The sequence below is a fragment of the Staphylococcus sp. T93 genome (assembly GCF_016743875.1).
Classification (GTDB): domain Bacteria; phylum Bacillota; class Bacilli; order Staphylococcales; family Staphylococcaceae; genus Staphylococcus; species Staphylococcus aureus.
Genome location: NZ_CP068247.1, coordinates 2,004,542 through 2,028,732, shown reverse-complemented (window position 1 = coordinate 2,028,732; position 24,191 = coordinate 2,004,542). Strand labels below are relative to the sequence as shown.

The 24,191-nt window shown below is 34.1% G+C and carries 23 protein-coding genes; 15 read left to right on the top strand and 8 right to left on the bottom strand.

The genetic code is table 11. The features are described 5' to 3' along the window. Positions 1–170: 170 nt before the first annotated feature. Positions 171–1,325 (top strand): aminotransferase class I/II-fold pyridoxal phosphate-dependent enzyme, encoded by a 1,155-nt coding sequence (locus tag JG553_RS10070; RefSeq protein ID WP_000625059.1) that lies wholly within the window; start codon positions 171–173, stop codon positions 1,323–1,325. Between the two features lie 22 nt (positions 1,326–1,347). Next, positions 1,348–2,346: a D-lactate dehydrogenase gene (locus tag JG553_RS10065; protein ID WP_000161358.1), complete on the top strand. Its 999-nt coding sequence runs from the start codon at positions 1,348–1,350 to the stop codon at positions 2,344–2,346. An 89-nt stretch (positions 2,347–2,435) separates the two neighbouring features. On the opposite strand, the gene copZ is transcribed toward JG553_RS10065, so the two are convergent. From copZ to cwrA, 3 genes are all read right to left on the bottom strand, one after another. Further along, positions 2,436–2,642, bottom strand: coding sequence for a copper chaperone CopZ (gene copZ, locus JG553_RS10060; RefSeq protein WP_000076661.1), 207 nt, complete (start codon positions 2,640–2,642; stop codon positions 2,436–2,438). Positions 2,643–2,921: 279 nt separating this feature from the next. Further along, positions 2,922–5,330, bottom strand: a complete 2,409-nt coding sequence (locus tag JG553_RS10055; RefSeq protein WP_000024127.1) for a heavy metal translocating P-type ATPase — start codon at positions 5,328–5,330, stop codon at positions 2,922–2,924. A gap of 239 nt (positions 5,331–5,569) precedes the next feature. Continuing rightward, positions 5,570–5,761: a cell wall inhibition responsive protein CwrA gene (gene cwrA / locus JG553_RS10050; RefSeq protein WP_001221404.1), complete on the bottom strand. Its 192-nt coding sequence runs from the start codon at positions 5,759–5,761 to the stop codon at positions 5,570–5,572. 238 nt (positions 5,762–5,999) lie between these two features. On the opposite strand from cwrA, the gene JG553_RS10045 reads away from it, so the two are divergent. From JG553_RS10045 to JG553_RS10035, 3 genes are all read left to right on the top strand, one after another. Then, positions 6,000–6,599: a sugar O-acetyltransferase gene (locus JG553_RS10045; RefSeq protein ID WP_000136500.1), complete on the top strand. Its 600-nt coding sequence runs from the start codon at positions 6,000–6,002 to the stop codon at positions 6,597–6,599. A gap of 189 nt (positions 6,600–6,788) precedes the next feature. Beyond that, positions 6,789–8,333 carry an L-glutamate gamma-semialdehyde dehydrogenase gene (gene pruA / locus JG553_RS10040; RefSeq protein ID WP_000259692.1) on the top strand — a complete coding sequence of 515 codons (1,545 nt, stop codon included), beginning with the start codon at positions 6,789–6,791 and terminating at the stop codon, positions 8,331–8,333. Positions 8,334–8,444: 111 nt separating this feature from the next. Continuing rightward, positions 8,445–8,612, top strand: a complete 168-nt coding sequence (locus tag JG553_RS10035) for a hypothetical protein (protein WP_001791768.1) — start codon at positions 8,445–8,447, stop codon at positions 8,610–8,612. Positions 8,613–8,688: 76 nt separating this feature from the next. On the opposite strand, the gene farR is transcribed toward JG553_RS10035, so the two are convergent. Continuing rightward, on the bottom strand, positions 8,689–9,237 hold the full coding sequence (gene farR, locus JG553_RS10030) for a fatty acid efflux pump transcriptional regulator FarR (protein ID WP_000665238.1): 549 nt from the start codon (positions 9,235–9,237) through the stop codon (positions 8,689–8,691). A gap of 144 nt (positions 9,238–9,381) precedes the next feature. Here farR and farE point away from each other — a divergent pair, with 144 nt between their 5' ends. The 4 genes from farE (at position 9,382) to JG553_RS10010 (ending at position 14,503) form a co-directional block, all read left to right on the top strand. Continuing rightward, entirely contained in the window at positions 9,382–11,871 is a 2,490-nt protein-coding gene (gene farE, locus JG553_RS10025; protein ID WP_001051429.1) for a fatty acid efflux MMPL transporter FarE, read from the top strand. Between the two features lie 215 nt (positions 11,872–12,086). Continuing rightward, positions 12,087–12,314: a FeoA family protein gene (locus JG553_RS10020; protein ID WP_000932073.1), complete on the top strand. Its 228-nt coding sequence runs from the start codon at positions 12,087–12,089 to the stop codon at positions 12,312–12,314. A gap of 11 nt (positions 12,315–12,325) precedes the next feature. Next, on the top strand, positions 12,326–14,320 hold the full coding sequence (gene feoB, locus JG553_RS10015; RefSeq protein WP_000432907.1) for a ferrous iron transport protein B: 1,995 nt from the start codon (positions 12,326–12,328) through the stop codon (positions 14,318–14,320). A 12-nt stretch (positions 14,321–14,332) separates the two neighbouring features. Beyond that, positions 14,333–14,503, top strand: coding sequence for a FeoB-associated Cys-rich membrane protein (locus JG553_RS10010; protein WP_000111118.1), 171 nt, complete (start codon positions 14,333–14,335; stop codon positions 14,501–14,503). A gap of 68 nt (positions 14,504–14,571) precedes the next feature. Here JG553_RS10010 and clpL read toward each other — a convergent pair whose 3' ends face one another. Further along, a complete protein-coding gene (clpL, locus tag JG553_RS10005; RefSeq protein WP_001058981.1) occupies positions 14,572–16,677 on the bottom strand; it encodes an ATP-dependent Clp protease ATP-binding subunit ClpL in 2,106 nt (701 codons plus the stop codon). A gap of 408 nt (positions 16,678–17,085) precedes the next feature. On the opposite strand from clpL, the gene JG553_RS10000 reads away from it, so the two are divergent. Further along, positions 17,086–17,607 (top strand): methylated-DNA--[protein]-cysteine S-methyltransferase, encoded by a 522-nt coding sequence (locus tag JG553_RS10000; RefSeq protein ID WP_000455987.1) that lies wholly within the window; start codon positions 17,086–17,088, stop codon positions 17,605–17,607. A gap of 169 nt (positions 17,608–17,776) precedes the next feature. Here JG553_RS10000 and JG553_RS09995 read toward each other — a convergent pair whose 3' ends face one another. Next, positions 17,777–18,943 carry a hydroxymethylglutaryl-CoA synthase gene (locus tag JG553_RS09995; RefSeq protein ID WP_000151974.1) on the bottom strand — a complete coding sequence of 389 codons (1,167 nt, stop codon included), beginning with the start codon at positions 18,941–18,943 and terminating at the stop codon, positions 17,777–17,779. Positions 18,944–19,196: 253 nt separating this feature from the next. Between JG553_RS09995 and JG553_RS09990 the strand changes: the two genes are divergently transcribed. The 4 genes from JG553_RS09990 (at position 19,197) to JG553_RS09975 (ending at position 21,805) form a co-directional block, all read left to right on the top strand. Further along, the gene (locus JG553_RS09990; protein WP_001180323.1) at positions 19,197–20,474 is read left to right on the top strand and encodes a hydroxymethylglutaryl-CoA reductase, degradative; all 1,278 of its coding nucleotides are present in this window, start codon (positions 19,197–19,199) and stop codon (positions 20,472–20,474) included. Between the two features lie 578 nt (positions 20,475–21,052). Then, entirely contained in the window at positions 21,053–21,310 is a 258-nt protein-coding gene (locus JG553_RS09985; RefSeq protein ID WP_000402605.1) for a hypothetical protein, read from the top strand. Positions 21,311–21,403: 93 nt separating this feature from the next. Further along, a complete protein-coding gene (locus tag JG553_RS09980) occupies positions 21,404–21,538 on the top strand; it encodes a hypothetical protein (RefSeq protein WP_001789912.1) in 135 nt (44 codons plus the stop codon). Positions 21,539–21,700: 162 nt separating this feature from the next. Further along, the gene (locus JG553_RS09975) at positions 21,701–21,805 is read left to right on the top strand and encodes a hypothetical protein (RefSeq protein WP_001791767.1); all 105 of its coding nucleotides are present in this window, start codon (positions 21,701–21,703) and stop codon (positions 21,803–21,805) included. Positions 21,806–22,069: 264 nt separating this feature from the next. Here the strand turns inward: JG553_RS09975 and JG553_RS09970 are convergent, their stop codons facing one another. Both JG553_RS09970 and JG553_RS09965 read right to left on the bottom strand, forming a co-directional pair. Continuing rightward, a complete protein-coding gene (locus tag JG553_RS09970; protein WP_000455861.1) occupies positions 22,070–22,501 on the bottom strand; it encodes a CHAP domain-containing protein in 432 nt (143 codons plus the stop codon). A gap of 389 nt (positions 22,502–22,890) precedes the next feature. Continuing rightward, entirely contained in the window at positions 22,891–23,109 is a 219-nt protein-coding gene (locus JG553_RS09965) for a sterile alpha motif-like domain-containing protein (protein WP_000011687.1), read from the bottom strand. A 166-nt stretch (positions 23,110–23,275) separates the two neighbouring features. Between JG553_RS09965 and cidR the strand changes: the two genes are divergently transcribed. Further along, positions 23,276–24,154: a cidABC operon transcriptional activator CidR gene (cidR, locus tag JG553_RS09960; protein WP_000351761.1), complete on the top strand. Its 879-nt coding sequence runs from the start codon at positions 23,276–23,278 to the stop codon at positions 24,152–24,154. Positions 24,155–24,191: the final 37 nt, after the last annotated feature.

Genomic DNA, 24,191 nt, shown 5'->3' with positions numbered 1-24,191 from the left:
TATACCTACCTAAAATGAAAATAAATTCATTCAATACAACGTGTGTCATAAGTTCTGTTGAACATAACGGTGAATGGCGATGTCATTGTAACCATCTAAATGAGAGTGATACAAGTTGTTAGGATTATGATAGTCGCCCAGGCTATGTTTAATGATAGAGGAGGAATTTGATGATCTCTAACAAATTAGCAAATATCCCTGATAGTTATTTCGGGAAAACGATGGGACGTAAAATCGAACATGGACCATTGCCATTAATTAATATGGCAGTTGGAATCCCTGATGGGCCCACGCCACAAGGTATTATTGATCATTTTCAAAAAGCACTAACTATTCCTGAAAATCAAAAATATGGTGCTTTTCATGGTAAAGAAGCGTTCAAGCAAGCTATTGTAGATTTTTATCAAAGACAATATAATGTGACGTTAGATAAAGAAGATGAAGTATGCATTTTATATGGTACAAAAAATGGATTAGTGGCAGTACCAACATGTGTTATCAATCCAGGAGACTATGTATTACTACCTGATCCAGGCTACACGGATTATTTAGCAGGTGTACTTTTAGCTGATGGCAAGCCAGTCCCGCTTAATTTAGAACCGCCACATTATTTGCCAGATTGGTCCAAAGTTGATTCACAAATAATAGATAAAACAAAACTCATTTATTTAACGTATCCAAATAATCCAACTGGATCGACAGCTACGAAAGAAGTTTTTGATGAAGCGATAGCTAAATTTAAAGGTACAGACACTAAAATCGTGCATGATTTTGCTTATGGTGCTTTCGGTTTCGACGCTAAAAATCCTAGTATACTTGCTTCGGAAAATGGGAAAGATGTTGCGATTGAAATTTATTCCTTGTCTAAAGGTTATAACATGTCAGGTTTTAGAGTCGGTTTTGCAGTTGGTAATAAAGATATGATTCAAGCTTTGAAAAAGTACCAAACGCACACAAATGCTGGGATGTTTGGTGCATTACAAGATGCCGCAATATATGCTTTGAATCATTATGATGATTTTTTAGAAGAACAAAGCAATGTATTTAAAACACGTCGTGACCGATTCGAAGCCATGCTTGCAAAAGCTGATTTGCCATTTGTTCATGCTAAAGGTGGCATATATGTATGGTTGGAAACACCGCCTGGTTATGACAGCGAGCAATTTGAGCAATTTTTAGTGCAAGAGAAGTCAATACTTGTTGCTCCAGGGAAACCATTTGGAGAGAATGGTAATCGTTATGTGAGAATTTCATTGGCGTTAGATGACCAGAAATTAGACGAAGCTGCAATAAGATTAACAGAACTAGCATATTTATATGAATAATAAAGTTAAGGGTGATGTTAAAATGACAAAAATTAAAATCATGAGTGTACGTGATGAAGATATGCCTTATATCAAGGCGTGGGCAGAGAAACATCATGTTGAGGTAGATATTACTAAAGAAGCATTAACTGATGACAATGTTGAAGGTGTCGCTGGTTATGATGGCTTATCGCTATCACAACAAATACCATTATCAGAGCATGTTTATAAACGATTAAATGAACTAGGTATTAAACAAATCGCACAACGTAGTGCTGGATTTGATACATATGATTTGGAGTTAGCAAACAAGTATAACTTTATTGTGTCAAATGTGCCGTCATACTCTCCGAATTCAATTGCGGAGTTTGCTGTGAACCAGGCTATTAATGTGGTTCGTCATTTTAATCAAATTCAAACGAAAGTGCGGGAGCATGATTTTAGATGGGAACCTACTATTTTATCGAAATCCATTAAAGATTTAAAAGTAGCTGTTATTGGTACAGGTCGAATTGGCCGTGTAGTAGCCGATATATTTGCCAATGGTTATCAAAGTGATGTGGTCGCATACGACCCGTTTCCTAATGCTAAAATTGCAACGTATGTCGATTACAAAGATACGATTGAGGAAGCGGTTGAAGGTGCTGATATCGTGACATTACATGTACCTGCAACGAAATATAATCATTATCTATTTAATGCTGAATTATTTAAACATTTTAAAAAGGGCGCAGTATTTGTCAATTGTGCGAGAGGTTCTTTAGTAGATACTAAGGCGTTATTAGACGCATTAGACAATGGTGTGATTAAAGGTGCAGCACTTGATACGTATGAATTTGAACGCAAACTTTTCCCAAGTGATCAAAGGGGCAAAACACTGAACGATCCATTGTTAGAATCGTTGATTGACAGGGAAGATGTCATATTAACACCACATATTGCGTTTTATACTGAAGCTGCAGTTAAAAATCTAATTGTCGATGCATTAGATGCAACATTAGATGTATTGCAGACTGGAGATACTAGGTTACGAGTAAATTAAAAATCGAACTGATGAGATAATTTGGATTGTTGGGATTCTCATCAGTTCGATTTTTTAATTTGGTGTTGATGACGTTGAATATTGCCTAATTAAACGACATCGTAACCTTGATCTTCAATTGCGTCTTTCATTTGAGATACAGCAACTTTACTGTCATCATATTGAACACTTACTTGACCATTTTCAAGGTTAACGTCAGCTGAAGTGACACCGTCAATATTATTTAATGCAGATTCAACAGCACTTTTGCAGTGACCACAGCTCATACCTTCAACATTTAAAATTTCTTGTGACATAGCATTCACCTCCTTTTAGAGCCACTTATTATTTATAATAATTAGTGGCTCTTATGCAGTTGGAGCGAAGATCCAACTGTAAACCGTAGTGTACTTATTATTTATAATAATGATGGAACCTAATAGGCGGAGCTATTAGGTAAGATACACTAATTCGCCAAGCGAAAAGTGTAACTATATATGCAGTTGGAGCGAAGATCCAACTGTAAACCGCGACATTATAGAGCCAATCACTAGCCTATCTCAGAATCACCAACGAATCCTTCATTATTAAGGAATCTAGGCATCTTTACGGCGTGGTTCTAATCGCATCTTTTTCAATCTAAGTGCGTTTGTGACAACACTTACTGAACTTAGTGCCATTGCAGCACCAGCAACCCATGGCGCAAGTAAGCCCAATGCAGCTATAGGGATACCGGCAATATTATAGCCGAATGCCCAAAATAGATTTTGACGAATATTACGAATGGTTGCTTTACTTGCATAAATGGCTTTAGGAATAAGCATCAAGTCGCCACCAAGAATAGTAATATCAGCTGCTTCAATGGCAACTTCTGTACCTGTACCAATGGCGATACCGATATCAGCTTTAACTAATGCAGGTGCATCATTTACACCGTCACCAACCATCGCAACCTTCTTACCTTGTTGCTGTAGTTTCGCAATTTGTGCAGCTTTTTCTTCTGGTAAAATATCTGCAATAACAGTATCTATGCCTACTTGTTTTGCAATGGCTTGAGCAGTGTTTTTATTATCGCCAGTTAACATGGCAACTTCAATGCCCATATCATGCAATTGTTTTATAGCATCTTTGGCATGATCTTTGACAGTATCTGCCACTGCGATGATACCAGTTAATGAATAATTAACAGCAATGAGCATAGCAGTTTTACCATCTCGTTCATAATGTGTTAAATCATCAGAAATATGCTTAGGCAAGCTAATATCATTGTCAGCCATTAATTTACGGTTACCAACCAATATATGGTGATGATCAATCGTTGCTTCAATACCATGGCCAGGTACTGCTTTAAATGTTGTTGTCTCAGTTAATATTAATTGCTTTTCTTTTGCATAATTGACAATGGCTTCTGCCAATGGGTGTTCAGAATCTTTTTCAGCAGTAGCAAGTAGTTGTAGCGTTTGATTGTCACCATGATAATCTGTCACGACTGGACGACCATTTGTAATGGTACCCGTCTTATCTAAAACGATGGTATCAATTTGATGTGTGCGTTCAACAAACTCGCCACCTTTAAATAAAATACCATTTTCAGCAGCGCGACCAGTACCTACCATAATAGAAGTTGGTGTAGCAAGTCCCAATGCGCATGGACAAGCAATGACGAGAACGGAAATACTCGCAACAAGTGCAGGTTCAAATGTACCTGGTGTAACTAAAGTAATCCACACGATAAATGTTAATAGTGCGATACCAACAACGATAGGAACGAAATAACCAGAAATAATATCTGCCAATCGTTGAATCGGCGCTTTAGAACTTTGAGCTTCTTCGACAACTTTAATAATATTTGCCAACGCAGTGTCCCCGCCAACTTTTGTTGCTGTCATAGTAATAGTACCGTTTTTGTTCATCGTTGAACCAATTACAGTATCATCAACATTCTTCTCAACAGGGATAGATTCACCTGTTAACATAGATTCGTCGATGGCAGTCATACCTTTAATAATTTTGCCATCAACAGGTATCTTTTCACCTGGTTTAACGATAAGTGTATCTCCAACATGTACTTCATTTAGAGGAATCATCACTTCATTACCATCTTTTAAAATGCGTGCTTCTTTAGCTTGTAAACTTAATAATTCGCCAAGCGCATTGGTTGTTTGAGACTTCGCTCTAGCTTCTAAATACTTACCGAATAAGATTAAGGTAATTAGTACGGCGCTTGTTTCAAAGTATAAATGCGGTTGCGTTGTTGAGCCATTTAGCCAACGAACCATTTCATAAATACTGTAAAAATATGCTGCACTTGTACCAACAGCAACAAGTACATCCATATTGGCGCCACCATTTCTTAAGTTTTTATAAGCACCTACATAAAATTGCCATCCAATAATAAATTGTACAGGTGTAGCTAAAATAAATTGGAACCATGGATTCGTAAATAGTGCTGGTATATGCATATTGAAAAGATGTACAAACATTAACATTAATAGTGGTAAAGATAATACTGCTGATATGATAAGCTTAATCAATTTATGTTGTAGCGCTTCAGCTTTGCGTGACGTTTGATCTTTATTGTTATCTTTAATAGACGCGTCATAACCTAATTTTTGAATGCGAGTGACAAGTTTATCAGCATCTGTTTCTTCAGGATAATAGTCAACTTTAGCTTGCTCTGTTGTTAAATTGACCGTTGCATTTTGAACGCCGTCCATTTTATTTAACACTTTTTCAATACGGCTTGAGCATGCAGCACAAGTCATACCTGTAATGTCTAATTCGACAGTTTCTACAGCGACACCGTAACCTAAATGTTGAATCGTATTAATAAATTCTTGGACATCATGTTGATCAGGGTTATACTCAACAGTTGCTTTCTCTGTAGTTAAATTCACTTGGGCATTAACGTCATCAAGTTTATTCAGTTTCTTTTCGATACGATTTGAACATGCGGCACAAGTCATACCAGTGATATCTAATGTTGTTTTTTTCGTATTAGCCACATTATTGCCTCCCTGTGATTCATTGTTACACGTCTAATGTACCCCCTATAGGTATATAAGTCAATCGTTGCGTTTTACTTTTACCAATTTTAAAAAGAAAAAGAGAGATTGCCGTGCAAACATTGCACAACAATCTCTCTACTTAGCATCTATATAAAAGAAGTCGTAATTAATATTAAAGGATGTATGAATGAAAGGTAAAACTTAAATGACTTCTGGATTTGCAATTCTTAGGTGACTTAAAAGAAATCAGATGGGTTAAATTCTTTCGCATGTAAATTTTTAAAATTATTAAGATGGATGACTTTATCATCATCTTTGTTGTCTGACAACTGACGACTCGTGTCGTTTGTCATTTCGTAATCTTGTATCGTTTTGACCAAACCTAGAATGATTAAGATAGCAACTGTGCCTGTAATTAATATTCTCATCGCTATCATACTCCTTTATATTTCTCTTACTCACATTGTACGTTAATAGATTAAAAAATGAATGCGTCTGTAGTATTGAATTTATCTACTACTTTAGCAGTATTTGATGCGAGAATTGTATAGATAAGGGTGATAAGGTCATGATTTCATAATGTTATAGCGTATTAGTTGCATAGGCGAAGGTTTATTTGATTAACTTTTAAACAAGTAAATAAGTTATTAGGAGTTGAAAGGTGTAATGACTGAAAAAGAAAAAATGTTAGCAGAAAAATGGTACGATGCAAACTTTGATCAATACTTAATCAATGAACGTGCACGAGCGAAAGATATTTGCTTTGAATTAAATCATACAAGACCGAGTGCTACAAATAAAAGAAAGGAATTAATTGATCAATTATTTCAAACAACAACAGACAATGTAAGTATTTCGATTCCTTTTGATACAGATTATGGTTGGAACGTTAAACTAGGAAAAAATGTCTATGTAAACACCAATTGTTACTTTATGGATGGTGGACAGATTACAATTGGCGATAATGTTTTTATAGGACCTAATTGTGGATTCTACACAGCGACACATCCACTTAATTTCCATCATAGAAATGAAGGTTTTGAAAAAGCCGGACCCATTCATATTGGCAGTAATACTTGGTTTGGCGGTCATGTAGCCGTGTTACCAGGGGTGACGATTGGAGAAGGCAGTGTGATTGGTGCTGGTAGTGTTGTCACTAAAGATATTCCGCCACACAGCTTAGCGGTTGGAAACCCTTGTAAAGTCGTTCGTAAAATTGATAATGACCTACCATCCGAAACATTAAATGACGAAACGATAAAGTAGCAGTTGCGACCCATATAAATTTTAAAAAGTAACCAATCAATTTCAAAATACTTGAGAATAAGTGATAAAACATAAAAATGAAAGCGATTGCAAAACTAACCTTAATCATAGTAAAATGAGTTTAAATGATGTTATATCATTAAATCAAAGGGTTAAACCACTTTCAAAATTTATAGGGGGTAAGTGTACATGGTAGTAGAATTTAAAAATGAACCTGGTTACGATTTTTCAGTCCAAGAAAATGTGGATATGTTTAAGAAAGCATTGAAAGACGTGGAAAAAGAATTAGGTCAAGACATACCATTAGTGATTAATGGAGAGAAGATTTTCAAAGATGACAAAATTAAATCAATCAATCCTGCAGACACATCACAAGTGATTGCAAATGCATCAAAGGCAACAAAACAAGATGTTGAAGATGCGTTTAAAGCAGCAAACGAAGCTTATAAATCTTGGAAAACATGGTCAGCAAATGATCGTGCAGAGCTTATGTTACGTGTTTCGGCAATTATTCGTCGTCGAAAAGCGGAAATTGCAGCAATTATGGTTTATGAAGCAGGTAAGCCATGGGATGAAGCAGTTGGTGATGCAGCTGAAGGTATTGATTTTATTGAATACTATGCACGTTCAATGATGGACTTGGCTCAAGGTAAGCCAGTACTTGATCGTGAAGGTGAACACAATAAATATTTCTATAAATCAATTGGTACAGGTGTTACAATTCCGCCGTGGAACTTCCCGTTTGCGATTATGGCTGGTACAACTTTAGCACCAGTTGTGGCAGGTAATACAGTGTTATTGAAACCTGCTGAGGATACACCTTATATCGCTTATAAATTAATGGAAATTTTAGAAGAAGCAGGATTACCAAAAGGCGTAGTTAACTTTGTTCCTGGTGATCCGAAAGAAATTGGTGATTACTTAGTTGATCATAAAGATACGCATTTCGTTACATTTACAGGATCACGTGCGACAGGTACTAGAATTTATGAACGTAGTGCCGTTGTTCAAGAAGGTCAAAACTTCTTGAAACGTGTTATCGCTGAAATGGGTGGTAAAGATGCCATTGTAGTTGATGAAAATATTGATACAGATATGGCAGCAGAAGCTATTGTAACGTCAGCATTTGGTTTTTCTGGTCAAAAATGTTCAGCATGTTCACGTGCAATTGTGCATAAAGACGTTTATGACGAAGTATTAGAGAAATCAATCAAATTAACAAAAGAATTAACGTTGGGCAATACTGTAGACAATACGTATATGGGCCCAGTTATTAATAAAAAACAATTTGATAAGATTAAAAATTATATTGAGATTGGTAAAGAAGAAGGTAAATTAGAACAAGGTGGCGGCACTGATGATTCAAAAGGTTACTTTGTAGAACCAACAATCATTTCAGGACTTAAATCTAAAGATAGAATCATGCAAGAAGAAATTTTTGGTCCAGTTGTTGGCTTTGTGAAAGTTAACGATTTTGATGAAGCAATTGAGGTTGCAAATGATACAGATTACGGTTTAACTGGTGCAGTGATTACAAATAATCGCGAGCATTGGATTAAAGCGGTAAACGAATTTGATGTAGGCAATTTATACCTTAACAGAGGCTGTACTTCAGCAGTTGTTGGATACCATCCATTTGGTGGTTTCAAAATGTCAGGTACGGACGCTAAAACAGGTAGTCCAGACTACTTATTACACTTCTTAGAACAAAAGGTTGTTTCAGAAATGTTCTAATGCTTCATAATGAACAAGGGCCATCCATTGCGGTTGGCTCTTTTTATTTATAACTTTAAAAATTAAGTAATAGCAACCATATTTTTAGAAAAGGATTATAGGTATAAGAATGTGAGATACGTTATTTCAATAATAATGGGAATTGTATTAGCAATTTGGTCATTTAAACAACTGAGTCAAAGTCATTTAGATAGCGGATTTATTTTTTTCTTCATAGTTTATGTGTTGTGTATCAGTTGTTTTAATAGCGATAAGCACGATAAAAATAAAAAACGATAGTAGTACACGAATTCATTAACGTGTACACTATCGTTTTTATTATGAATGTTGGTAACGCTCATGAGTTTCTCATCTACTATTTAATCTTAATATTGATTAATCTATGGAAAATGTTATCAATATCTTCGCCAGGCCAATCAATTTTTTCATCTTTTATCCAATGTATAAAACCTTCAATCAACGAGTCATAAATATAAAATATGAGATTATCTGGGATGTCGCTGTCAATATCGATACGGTCTCTATTATTTTTGATATCGTTATGCATAATTTTAATGCAGACATTTTTTAATACTTTATTAAATTCAGCGTCTTCTTCTTGGAATTCTGCGATTTCTCTCAAATCCTCTTTATTATTAATCGTATCACTCATCGTTTGGAATGGATGATTAAGACGGTCACTGATATCTCTAGCAAAGTAGTCTTTAGTCAATTGATTGAACAAGTACTCTAGAAGATCATATTTATCATAAAAATGTTTATAAAATGTTGTACGGTGTACGAGTGCGTTGTCGCAAATTTGATTGACAGTAATCGTTTGGAATAATTGCTGTTCTAACAATTGTAGCAAGCTACTCGACAATGCTTTTTTTGTCTTTATAACTCGTAAATCAGTCTCTTTCATCTACATTTCTCCTTTGTGTGTAGTTTAATATACAAAATTTTCCAATTGATTCTTTAAGAGGTCGGGGATAGATACTATAATCGAACAATAATCTACACTGTATATTTAAACTATAACGTTGATTTTAAAAGGAGGCAATATACTTTGGCAAAATTTTTATATAAGATGGGGACATTCATCGCAAAACATAAATGGTCCGCGGTCATTGCATGGATAGTGATTGTAGCTGCAATATTGATACCACTTGCTACAAATGCACCGAAATTTGACAATGATATTAAAATGACAGGATTAGAGTCGTTAGATACGAATAAAAAGATTGAAAAACATTTTAATCAAGATAGTGAAAAGGCACAAATACGTGTTGTCTTTAAGACGACTAAAGATGATGGTATTGTGCAACCGAACATTACTAAAGATATTAAGAAAACGTTAGATGATATTAAAAAAGATGACAAGCACATTGATAAAATATCAGATCCTTATGAAAATAAGCAAATTAGTAAAGATAAAACAACTGCATTTGCAGATATCACATATGACGTTAGTCAAACATCTTTAAAAGATGGCTCTAGAGATAATGTTAAAAGTCATTTGAAAGACTTACGTGACAATCATAATGTACAAACAGAGTTAACTGGTACAGGAATGACATCTACAGAAGTAGGCGGTAATTCTGAACTAGTTGGTATTATTGTTGCATTTGTTGTACTGTTAATCACATTCGGTTCAGTCATTGCTGCAGGATTACCAATTATAAGTGCATTGATTGGTCTAGCCTCTGGTGTAGGTATTATCAGTTTGTTAACTTATGCATTCGATATACCAAATGTCACACTGACATTAGCCGTAATGATTGGACTAGCAGTTGGTATCGATTATGCATTATTTATTTTATTCAGATATCGACAAGTTATGAAAACTGAAACAGATTACATTAAAGGCATTGGTCTTGCAATAGGAACAGCAGGTAGTGCAGTTGTTTTTGCTGGTGTAACAGTTGTAATTGCAGTATGTGGTTTATCATTAGTAGGCATTGACTTCTTAGCGGTAATGGGATTTGCTTCGGCAATTAGTGTTGTTTTTGCAGTACTTAGCGCTTTAACTTTATTACCTGCATTAATAAGCATTTTCCATAAACGCATTAAAGTGAATAAATTACAGTCTAAATTCAAAAAAGATATTGATACGCCATGGTCTAAATTTATTACAGGAAATGCACTTGCGGCAGTATTACTAGGTTTAATCATATTAGTAGCAGCTGCAATACCAGTTAGTCATATGCGACTTGGTATTCCAGATGACGGTGTTAAACCAGCAGATTCTACACAGAAAAAAGCTTACGATATTATCTCGGATAAATTTGGTGAAGGATTTAATGGCCAAATACCGATGTTGATAAATGTGAAAGATAAAAAGGATGATCCACAAGGATTACAACAAGATTTACAGTCTGTATATAAAGATATTAAAGATAAGAAAAATGTAGATATCGTTACGCCACCACAAATGAGTAAAGATAATGATTACGCTTTGATGGTCGTGATACCTAAGCAAGGGCCTAATGCAGAGAGTACAAATGATTTAGTGCATGATTTACGAGATTATCATAAAGATGCACAAGATAAATATGGGTTCAAAACGGAGATTTCGGGACAAAGTGTCATTAATATTGATATGTCTAAAAAGTTAAATGAGGCGATACCTTTATTTGCCTCAGTCATTGTTGTATTAGCATTTTTCTTATTAATGATTGTCTTCCGTTCAATTCTAATACCATTAAAAGCAGTTTTAGGATTCGTCTTGTCATTAATGGCAACATTAGGATTTACAACATTAGTAATGCAAGATGGTTTTATGAAAGGTCTGTTTGGTATTGAAACGACAGGACCAATGCTAGCATTTTTACCGGTTATTACTATAGGTATCTTATTTGGATTAGCGATGGATTATGAAGTCTTCCTTATGTCGCGAATTCATGAAGAATATAGTAAAACAGGGGATAATGATTATTCTATCAAAGTAGGATTGAAAGAAAGCGGTCCTGTTATTGTAGCAGCTGCATTAATTATGTTTAGTGTCTTCTTTGCGTTTGTATTCCAAGAAGATGTCATGATTAAATCAATGGGTATGGCATTAGCGTTTGGTGTACTCTTTGATGCCTTCGTAGTCAGAATGATGTTAATTCCTGCATTAACGAAATTGTTTGGAAAAGGTTCGTGGTATTTACCAGCATGGTTGAATCGCATTATTCCACGAGTTGATATTGAAGGACATGCACTTGAAAAATATAAAACGGTTGAATCACAGGAATCTGAAGCTAAAGATAGTAAGGAAACATACGACACAACCTTTAAAGTATATCCACAAGGTGCAACAAATGTATCGAAACATCAAGATGCACATGGGCAAGATGATGCACATTCAATAGTACTAGATGATAAAACGATGGCATTGTACCAAGAAGTGAAACAGCAATCAGCAAGTTCATTGTTCTTATATGATGCTTTAATAGATTATCAAAACAAGCATCAACTAAATTCAAAACAACAAGCAACGAATATAGAACAGTTGAATAAAAATATTGAAAAGCTCAATCAATTGTTAGAAAAAAATCTACGAAATAAATCATAAAATAACATGTACATGCCTCCGCTTTAAATGTCTATCAATGACATTTGAAGCGGAGGTTTTTTGCATGGAAGTGATTATACAAAACATTTTTGCAATGTCACAAATTTTACATGAAAAATGAAAATTATTTAAATAAAGTATTGCGAGCTACAATTTTAAGGGTTATGATTTTTAAGTGATAATGATTATTATTTCTAATAGGAGAGCGAAATAGTATGTTAAACATTAAAAATGGTGAAATGAATAAGGCTTATAAAATAAAGCGAATGGATATTGCTAATGAGAATATGTTGTATCGTCTAAGTGCCTTTGGGTTAACAGATGACGCTATCATAACGATTAAACAAAAATGTTTATTTAAAGGGCCATGTATTATTGAAGTAAACGGACAACAGTTAAGTATTAGACATTGCGATGCTTGTTCTATTGCATTAGAAGAATAGGAGCCGGACGAATGGAAAATTATTGTATTTTAGGAAATCCTAATGTTGGTAAAACATCTTTGTTTAACGCTTTAACTGGTTCGTATGAATATATAGGCAACTGGAGTGGCGTAACGGTAGAGAAAAAAGTAGGGAAACTTAAAGAAAATGTAGGACAATTAATTGATTTACCAGGTACATATGATTTATCGCCGATTTCTAAAGATGAAACTGTAGTGACAGACTATTTATTAAACGATTCATTTTCAGGAATCATTAACATTGTTGATGCGAGTCAACTAAAAAGAAATATGCAATTAACAGTACAATTGTTAGAACTTAATCAACCAATATACATCGGATTAAATATGATTGATGTAGCTACAAAGCGCGGGATAAAAATCGATTATCATAAATTGATGAAAAAGTTAAAAACACCTATTTTTCCAGTTGTGGCACGTACAGGCAAAGGAACAAAATATTTACTTGGCGAAATAAAGCATCTAGGGGAAGGGTATCAACCGCATTTTAAAATCAATTATGGTGAGAAGATTGAAGAGACAATTAAAAATATGTGTCAAATAATAATGACAGAGACATCTCATGATAAGTATCAAGCTAGGTTTATTGCGATTCAATTCTTATTAAATAACATGCAAATTGCAAACGAACTTAATTCAGAGGTTGTAAATAAATTGTCGAGTTTACGTGATCAAGTTGCTGAACAAGTAGGGGCTGTATCTGTTCGTCGAGAGATGGAGCGTATACGCAATCATTATATTGAGACGTTATTGCAAGACGTGGTAACGTATCCAGATGAAGATAAGCAATATTTCAGCTCTAGAATAGACAAGATATTAACACATAAATATATAGGGATGCCTATCTTTCTAGCAATTATGTGGTTGATCTTTCAAACTACATTTACATGGATTGGCACACCTTTGTCGGATCAACTCGATGCATTTATAGGTGGTACATTTACAGATAGTGTGAAGACGATTATGAATTATCTTGGTGTTATACCATTTTTACAAGATTTAATTACAGATGGCATTATTGCTGGTGTAGGATCAGTATTAGTCTTTGTACCACAAATTGTTGTGCTCTTTTTCTTTATATCTTTATTAGAAGATTCGGGTTATATGGCACGTATTGCGGTTTTAATGGATCGTATTATGGAATCGTTCGGTTTAAGCGGGAAGTCTTTTATACCAATGATTATCGGATTTGGTTGTAATGTACCGAGTATTATGGCTGCGCGCAGTATTGAAAATGAAAAAGAGCGTTTAACAACGATATTAATTGCACCATTCATGTCATGCTCTGCTAGACTGCCAGTGTATGCGTTGTTCGTAGGTATCTTTTTCAAAGAGAATCAATCTTTAGTAGTATTAAGCCTGTATGTTTTAGGTATTATTATGGCATTTTTAGTCAGTACAGTACTTACTAAGACGATTTTAAAAAATGATAATGCAATCTTTATTGTGGAATTGCCAACATACCGTGTGCCTTCCATTAAAACGTTGTGGCGTAGTACTTGGGAAAAGGCTAAGGGCTTTGTTCGTAAAGCAGGTACATTTATTTTTGGCGGCTCAGTAGTCATTTGGCTATTAAGTTATGTAGGACCACATGGTATCAATGTGAATATCAATCAAAGTTTTTTACATATGGTTGGTAGTTTCTTTGGTATGTTAGTGCAACCGCTCGGATTTGGAACATGGCAAGCAGGTGCTACGTTAGTGCCAGGATTTTTAGCAAAAGAAGTTATCGTAAGTTCGATGGCGATTATCTATTCATCAGGTGATGCAGGCCTTGTTAATGTGATTCAAAATCAATTCACACCGCTATCTGCGTATGCATTTATGATATTTATACTATTGTATATTCCTTGTGTTTCTACAGTAGCAGCAATCCGTAAAGAGACTTATTCATGGAAATGGACGGCACTTGCAGTTGCCTATCCTCTAGTCACTGCATATGTCTTAACATTCATTTTTTATCAAGTCGGACATTTATTTGTTTAAGGAGTGGTTAAAGTGTCAGTCATTATTAACATTTTAATTTTTTTAGCAATTTTCGGATATGCCTTATATACACTAGTAAAATTTTTCAAGCGTTCAAAACAAGGAAAATGTGGTACATGTGACATTAATCGTGATTGTTGTGGAACAGAACAGCACACAGCGAATCATTTTCCAGGGAAATAATTAAAAAAATGAGCACAGGCAAGGGCGACCTGATGCTCATTTTTGATGCGCGATATGTTAAAGTGTCGTTATTTACCTTTTACGACTAATTCGTTATCCTCAACATCTATATCCACATGTTTAACGTCTGTATGATCTAAATAGTAATCTGTAATTTTGTCACGTACTTGCTGTTCAACAATACGTCTTAATGGACGTGCACCTAATTCTTCATCATAGCCTTCTTCAATTAACCAATCTTTCGCATCTTGAGAAACGTCCATCGTAATACCTTTTTTGTCTAATGTAACTTGTACATCGTCTAATAATAAGTTGACGATATCTTGCAATGCATCTTTATCTAAATGTAAGAATTCAACGATGCCGTTGAAGCGGTTAAGGAATTCAGGGCGGAAGAATTTTTTCATTTCGTGCATAATATCTTTTTCTTCAGCGTCATTGCCATTGCCAAAGCCAGCATTTGATGTACAAATAATAATTGTATTTTTAAAGTTGATGACATTACCTTGACCATCAGTCAAATTACCATCATCCATTACTTGTAATAACAATGTTAAAATTTGTGGATTTGCTTTTTCGATTTCATCAAATAGAATGACTGAGTATGGATTACGGCGTACTTTTTCAGTTAACGTATTTGAATTGTCATCATAACCAACATAACCAGCAGTTGTACCAATCATTTTTGAAACAGCTGTTGTGTCACTATATTCACTCATATCAAGTCGAATCAGTGCATCTTTATTACCAAATAAATCAATTGCTAATTGTTTAGCAAGCTCTGTTTTACCAACACCAGTAGGGCCAACAAATAGGAAACTGCCAATTGGACGGTTGCCGTCATCAAACCCAGCACGATTACGGCGAATTGCACGTGAAACCATTTCTACAGCTTGATCTTGACCTATGATTTTACTTCTTAAACGATTAGAAATATTTTTTAAACGTTCAATATCGTTATCATCCATTTGAGAAACTGGAATACCAGTTAATCGTTGAATAGTATCTGAAATATCATGAACTGTAGCAACAGCAGTATGTTCACCATTACTATTTTCTAATTTATCTTGTAATGATTTGATTTCATTTTGAATGTCGTCAGCTTTTTTATATTCTTCAGCACTTACTGCTTTACGTTTATCATTTTCTAATTCAGAAATTCGTTTTTCAGTTTCAACTTTATCGACAGCTGGACTTTGCGCAGATAAATGTGCTGCTGTAATATCTAACACATCGATTGCTTTATCTGGTAATAATCGTTGTGGAATATATTGAATTGATAAGTCAACACATGCTTTTAATACGTCATCTGGTAATTTTACTTGATGGTGTTCTTCGAATTTTTCGCGAATACCTTTTAAAATTTCAACAGTATCTTTAGCGCTTGGTTCATTAACAAGCACTTCATTAAATCTGCGCGTTAATGCAGCATCTTTAAGAATATTGTTTCGATATTCATCTTGTGTTGTTGCACCAATAATAGAAATCTCACCACGACTTAATGCAGGTTTCAAAATATCAGATAACCCTTTGCTACCTGAATCACTTCCTGTGGCACCTGAACCGATAATTTGATGGATTTCATCAAAGAATAGTACGGCATTTTGTGAAGATTTAACACCTTCGATTAATTTTTGAATATTTTCTTCAAAAGCACCACGATATTGCGTTCCAGCTTCTAATGATGAAATGTCTACAGAAATAATTTCTTTGTCTTTGATTGCTGCTGGTACATTTCCTTCAACGATTGCCTGTGCTAAACCTTCAACAATCGCAGTTTTACCAACACCAGCTTCTCCAACTAATATAGGATTGTTTTTAGTTCGTCTACTTAAAACTTCAGCAGTTTCTTGAATTTCTTTATCACGACCAATGACTGGATCTAATAAACCGTCACGTGCTTCTTGCGTAAGGTTACGACCAATTTGTTCTAAATAATTGCCGTTGCCACCTTGTTGCCCTTGTTGTCTTTGTGCTGCTTGTTGAAAAGCTTGCGCACTTTGTTCAGCAGAGTGATTGCCACCTTGTTGTGTGAGTTGCGCTAGTTCTTCAGGTGAAACTTCTTTACCATTAATATAGTACTTTTTGTTTCCGACTTGATTTGAACCTTGCATATCTTTCATCATTCTTCGAAAAATTGAATCAAAGTCGCTATTGAAAAAACCGTTATTCATATAACATCACCTCTAAATTTTTTTGAACTAAACAAAAAAGAAATTACTTTTGAAGCGTTATGCAAACTATATACAATTGCAATTGTACTTTTCCACTAATAGTAGGTGATAAAACAGAATATTTTTAAAACTTTATGAATATTGTGTGTTATTTTTAATAAGTAATTATAGGTTTAATAAAATATTAAGGATTCATTGCATTTTCAATATTTTAATTTAAGATTTGGTTTACAAAGTAAGAGGTTAGCACGTGTAGTAAGATATGTAACTGTATATTGCAGCAAAGTGATAGCTGGTATTACGTGTTTATATACGTAATTGACGACTTATTTATTTTTAAAAAATGTGAACATGAATATTTTCTAATTTAACAATTAAGGCGTATGATTAGAAAAAGGGGGAATTTTTATGGAGTATAAGAGTTACTATGATTCGCCTGTAGGACGATTGGAACTTTTGAGTGATGGGGTAAGTCTGACCGCTGTTTTGTTTGAAAATCAACAAGGTGATGGTACTAGGGAAGAAAATACGTCTTTAGCGATATTTAGAGAGGCGACACAGTGGTTAGACGCGTATTTTAAAGGTGACAATCCTGAAATCACAATACCTTTAAAGCCAACAGGTAGTCATTTTCAACAGTGTGTTTGGAATGAATTAAGACAGGTTCCTTATGGGACTCTAACAACGTATGGTGCTATTGCCAAAAAAGTAGGCAAGCTGCTTAACAAGCCAAAAATGTCAGCCCAAGCGGTTGGAGGTGCAGTCGGAAGTAATCCATTATCTATTATCGTGCCATGTCATCGTGTTGTCGGTAAAACGGGTAGCTTAACAGGGTTCGGTGGAACGATTAATAATAAAATTAAGCTGTTAGAGTTGGAGAATATCGATATGTCAAAGCTTTATGTACCAAAACATAGCACGAAGCCGTAACGTATAAAGGATCCAGGCATTAGGAAAACTTCAATAATGTGTCAAATAGGCATAATGAATTCATTCAATACGAAGTGTTATAAATAGAGAACAGCAGTAAGACGATTTCAATTAGAAGTGGTCTTACTGCTGCTTTTAGGTTTTATTATATGTGTTTTAAATACACCGACTACTCTGGTCTGTGATATTCACGAACGTTATTTTCAATATTTGATAAGTAGAAAATATGACGATCTTCATGAACAGCATCTTGTTCTTCGTCAAATTCAACGTCATCAAAACGTTTGAAGAATGTTTCATATGCATCAACAGATACTTCAGTACGGTTATTTAATAATGCTTTATGTGCAGCTTGATCTAAATGATCTTTGTAGCCTTCAACTAATGTCGCACTATAAAATTCACCAACTGAACCTGAGCCATAACTGAATAAACCGATTGTTTCACCAGCTTGTAAATCTCGATTTTCAAGTAATGATATTAGGCTTAAATATAATGATCCAGTATAAATATTACCGACATAACGGTTATAATCTACAGCATCTTCATATCCTGAACGTAAACGCTCTTGAGTTGTTTCATCAGCGTTATCAATGATTGACTCTAATGCCTTTTTACCCATTTTTGTAAATGGAACATGGAAGCATAGAGATGCGAAGTCAGCTAGCGACTTACCTTGACGTTTTGCGTATTCATTCCAGCTTTGTTGGAATGAGCGGATATAAGCATCTTTAGATAATGCACCATCAACTAATGGATATTTATGTCCAGTTGGACGCCAGAAATCATAAACGTCTTCAGTGTAAGCAACAGCATCTTCATTTAATGCCAAAATGCTTGGATTATGTGCAATAACCATCGCAACTGCGCCAGCACCTTGTGTTGGCTCGCCGCCTGAATTCAATTCATAACGTGCTGTATCTGTAGCAATAACTAATACTTTTTCATTCGGTCTAGTTGCTAAATAATCTTTAGCTAATTGAATTGCTGGTGTTGCAGCATAACAAGCTTCTTTCATTTCAAAGCAGCGTGCAAAAGGTTGAATACCTAATAAGTTGTGAATTTGAACAGCGGCTGCTTTAGCAGCATCAACTGCTGATTCAGTTGCCACAATTACCATACCAATTTTCTTTTTGTCTTCGTCTGTTATAATGTCCTTAGCAGCGTTAGCGCCCATTGAAACGATGTCTTGGTTTACAGGACTAACAGCCATTTCAGTTTGACCAATTCCAATTAAAAATTTGTTTGGGTCTACTTGGCGTGCTTCTGCTAATTTAGCCATGTCTACATAGTACTTTGGAACGTAAAAGTTTATTTTATCGATACCTATTGTCATAAGGTTTTACATCCTTTCAAATTTATAAAAGCAACACTTGTATCATATCAGAATATGCTAATTTTATACAAAGAAATATACTAAATTTAAAAATGATTTGTCGTTTCTTGTAAGCGTTTTAATTTACCTTGTTTTATTTTAAAGTCAAAACGACAATTATTCAATTGAATTTTAAGACGAATGACGTTATTTTGTGGTAAAAATAGTAGTGATTGAAATGTTAAAAATTATGTGAAGTAAAAGGAGTACGTCCATGCAAAATTTAGATAAGAATTTTCGACATTTATCTCGTAAAGAAAAGTTACAACAATTGGTTGATAAGCAATGGTTATCAGAAGAACAATTCGACATTTTACTGAATCATCCATTAATCGATGAAGAAGTAGCCAATAGTTTAATTGAAAATGTCATCGCGCAAGGTGCATTACCCGTTGGATTATTACCGAATATCATTGTGGACGATAAGGCATATGTTGTACCTATGATGGTGGAAGAGCCTTCAGTTGTCGCTGCAGCTAGTTATGGTGCAAAGCTAGTGAATCAGACTGGCGGATTTAAAACGGTATCTTCTGAACGTATTATGATAGGTCAAATCGTCTTTGATGGCGTTGACGATACTGAAAAATTATCAGCAGACATTAAAGCTTTAGAAAAGCAAATTCATAAAATTGCGGATGAGGCATATCCTTCTATTAAAGCGCGTGGTGGTGGTTACCAACGTATAGCGATTGATACATTTCCTGAGCAACAGTTACTATCTTTAAAAGTATTTGTTGATACGAAAGATGCTATGGGCGCTAATATGCTTAATACGATTTTAGAGGCCATAACTGCATTTTTAAAAAATGAATTTCCGCAAAGCGACATTTTAATGAGTATTTTATCCAATCATGCAACAGCGTCCGTTGTTAAAGTTCAAGGCGAAATTGATGTTAAAGATTTAGCAAGGGGCGAGAGAACTGGAGAAGAGGTTGCCAAACGAATGGAACGTGCTTCTGTATTGGCCCAAGTAGATATTCATCGTGCAGCAACACATAATAAAGGTGTTATGAATGGCATACATGCTGTTGTTTTAGCAACAGGAAATGATACGCGTGGTGCAGAAGCAAGTGCGCATGCATACGCGAGTCGTGACGGACAGTATCGTGGTATTGCTACATGGCGTTACGATCAAGATCGTCAACGATTGATTGGTACAATTGAAGTGCCTATGACATTGGCAATCGTTGGCGGTGGTACAAAAGTATTACCAATTGCTAAAGCTTCATTAGAGCTACTAAATGTAGAGTCAGCACAAGAATTAGGTCATGTAGTTGCTGCCGTTGGTTTAGCGCAAAACTTTGCAGCATGTCGCGCGCTTGTGTCAGAAGGTATTCAACAAGGTCATATGAGTTTACAATATAAATCATTAGCTATCGTTGTAGGGGCAAAAGGTGATGAAATTGCTAAAGTAGCTGAAGCTTTGAAAAAAGAACCCCGTGCAAATACACAAGCAGCGGAACATATTTTACAAGAAATTAGACAACAATAGTAAATGGCGAATAGCGATTTTAAAGAAAAGTTTAAGTCAGTCCATCGTAGCGCTTAGATAAATTAATATGAACAAAAATAAAAACTTCTATCACACGCATACAGGAAATTGAAGCGTTCGTGATAGAAGTTTTTTGATTAGTAAATCAGTCTAATGAAAAGTAAATAACTTCTTCATGAGACGAATTCATTATAGGATTCAAATTTGGAACGAGTTTCTTCTTGTCTCGATTTTAACAGTCTTAGATTCTTCAAGTTCCTATCATTTTGATATTTGTTAACAATATGAACAGTAGAATGCCTCACTCCACTCCTTTTTTAGCAATTTCTTCTGCAGTCATCATTTATTCATCATATAAGAATTTAATTTCTCATTTCTTATGACTTGCTTGTAAGTATGAAAGAACAACAGCATTGCATTTAAATACAATTATTATTAATTATTCCACTAGCGTTAAAAAGAAGTAATAATAAGATACTTAAGAATAAATATCTGAAAATACTAAAAATTCTGAAAAAACCTTTCTTATTTTTAATATATTGAGTATAATGTTTTTTGAGAGAGGAGATATGACATTTATGGAGATTATAATAGAGATTTATATGTATTTAAGAGATGGAATTAAAGAGCATTTTATTTTGAAAAAGGTTAGAAAAAAATTTAAAAAATTAAATGAGATTAACAGCGATATACAAAATATGTATGCAGAAAATCAGGGGCTCTTAGAAACAGATAAAACAATAATTGACAAGGTCTTAAGCACTGACGTTACAAATAGCCATGATATTAATGAATTATATTTATTTCTTAAAAACTATTTGGATAAGACGCAATGATAACTGTAGCTGTTATAGATACGGGTGTAGATATCTACCATAATAAATTATACAAATATATAAATTTATCAAAAAGTTTTTGTTGATGAATCTTTGACTGATAAAAATGGTCATGGAATCGCTATAACTGGGATTATACTTTTTGTTATAAATGCTCTTCAAATAAATAATGATTTACCAATAAGTATATCAAGTAAACTAAAGAAATATATTCATAAACCTGACTAGCAGTTCTGTCTCAAAGTTAAAATTTATATATAGTTCTATATAAAAGTGGTAATTATAGTTTTGGTTTAACAATATTTTTCTAGCTGTCGAAAGTAATAATAAATGATGTTTCACATTCGAATCGAAATATTTCAAACTTAGTAGCAAAATTACAATGAGACTGTGTTAAATATTAAAGCAATTAAACCGAGTGAAAAGGGGATAAAGGTTTTGAGTCATCAATTTAAACAGGTCTCAAAAACTCAGTTAAATTATTTTTTTAACTAATGACGATGAAAACAGCAAAAAATTATTGAGATTTAGAACAAGGTTTATATCGAAAACGTATGTTAAGTTATAGCGAATTATTTAAATAATAGCATAAAATTTTATATATAGATTATGCTAAAGATGAAATAATAGTTGAAGAAGAAATATACGTTCAATTACGGCAATTTGAAATTTGTAGAAGTAATAATATAATTTCATAAAATAAAAACTTCTATCACACGCATACAGGAAATTGAAGCGTTCGTGATAGAAGTTTTTTGATTAGTAAATATAGTTAAAGTTACGTGCTGCCTTTTTGCTTAGTACACGTGTATTGTATTTTAATGGGCGATAAAAGTTGTATTCTGAAACTTTAATACTACCGTTTTTATATACTTGTTCAACAACTGCGACATGTCCATAATATCCTGCAGTTGATTGCATGACAGCAAATTTTCTTGGTGTACGACCAGTCGCATATTTTGATTTACGTGCATTGTAATACCAATTTTTAGCATTGCCCCATCTATTAGAAACAGGTTTACCGACTTGTGCGCGACGTTTAAATGCCCACCATGTACATTGGTTTTTACTATAATAATTAACTGCGGCATGCGATTGATGCGTTTGTTCGACGGATTGATAAGTGAAATCTGCTGAGAAAAGTACTGCAAAAGCAATTAATAAACGAATTAGTATCTTTTTATATTCCATTTTTATCTCCCAAGTTAATTTTTTTCTTTATTCAACGTTAATTATGATAACAAATTTTTTTTAGAAAACAATGTAAGCAATCAACAATAAAAGTAACTGTAATGAAGTTGTCATATAAAGTGTTGAATTGTAATAAAAATGGATTTTTTCATAAAATGTAGAAATTCATGTATTTAACAATTAATTGTCATAGTGATACAAGGATGTCAGGATTGATTAACAGCGGATATTAGTGGGAAAATATAAAATGATTTAAAAGAAAAGGTACGTGGTTCTATAACTGAAAGAAAATAGCAATCACAATATACTAAATGTAGCAATAACATTAAAAATAGCGCCCTGCAATCAGAGCGCTAACATGAGATGATGTGACTCCATGTATTCATGTATCATTGTACATTTGTGAATTGGTTGAAAACTGATAGTGCCCGTTTAATTACAGGTACTGAGATGCTTTCAGGACATGGATTTGTTCGAAAATATGACAATATTTCACTATGGCTCTTCACTTCTCTAGGGAAATTGCTATCTTGATTAATCCAATCAACCAATTCACCTAATGGTGTGTCATCACCAAGAAAACTTTGCATAAATTCGTAAAAGCTCAATACCTCACCTCGATTAATATACTTGAGCCATTAATATAATACCATAAAAGAATGTGTATTTTACATAAAACTTTTTATAAAGCAATTTTATAAATCTAAATTTATTGAATGTTTAAGAAGTTGTGTATAATGAAATAAACGTGTTGAAATAGTTAGGATGATGTTAGTGGATATCAAACATATGAAATATTTTATTGAAGTCGTTAAGCAAGGAGGCATGACTAATGCTTCCAAATCATTATATATTGCACAACCTACAATTAGTAAAGCAATTAAAGATATTGAAAATGAAATGGGCACGCCCTTATTTGATAGAAGTAAAAGACATTTAATTCTTACCGATGCAGGTCAAATTTTTTATGAGAAAAGTAAAGAAATTGTTGCACTGTATGATTATTTACCATCTGAAATGGAACGCTTGAATGGACTGGAAACAGGACATATAAACATGGGCATGTCGGCAGTCATGAATATGAAGATTCTTATCAATATTCTTGGTGCATTCCATCAACAATATCCAAATGTTACATATAATTTGATAGAAAATGGCGGTAAAACAATTGAACAGCAAATTATCAATGATGAAGTAGATATAGGCGTGACCACTTTGCCAGTCGATCATCATATTTTCGATTATACTACCCTAGATAAGGAAGATTTGCGACTTATCGTGAGCAGAGAGCATCGACTCGCAAAATATGAAACTGTTAAACTCGAAGATTTAGCAGGTGAAGACTTCATTTTATTTAATAAAGACTTTTACTTGAATGATAAAATTATTGAAAATGCTAAAAACGTTGGCTTTGTTCCGAATACTGTAGCGCAAATTTCACAATGGCATGTTATAGAAGATTTAGTTACGAATGAATTAGGTATTAGTATTTTACCAACATCAATTTCAGAGCAACTAAATGGAGATGTGAAGCTGCTACGCATTGAAGATGCTCATGTACATTGGGAATTAGGTGTTGTTTGGAAGAAGGATAAACAATTAAGTCATGCCACAACGAAATGGATAGAATTTTTGAAAGACCGTTTAGGCTAACATATTAATAAAGCACTCATTATTTAAGGCGCATCAT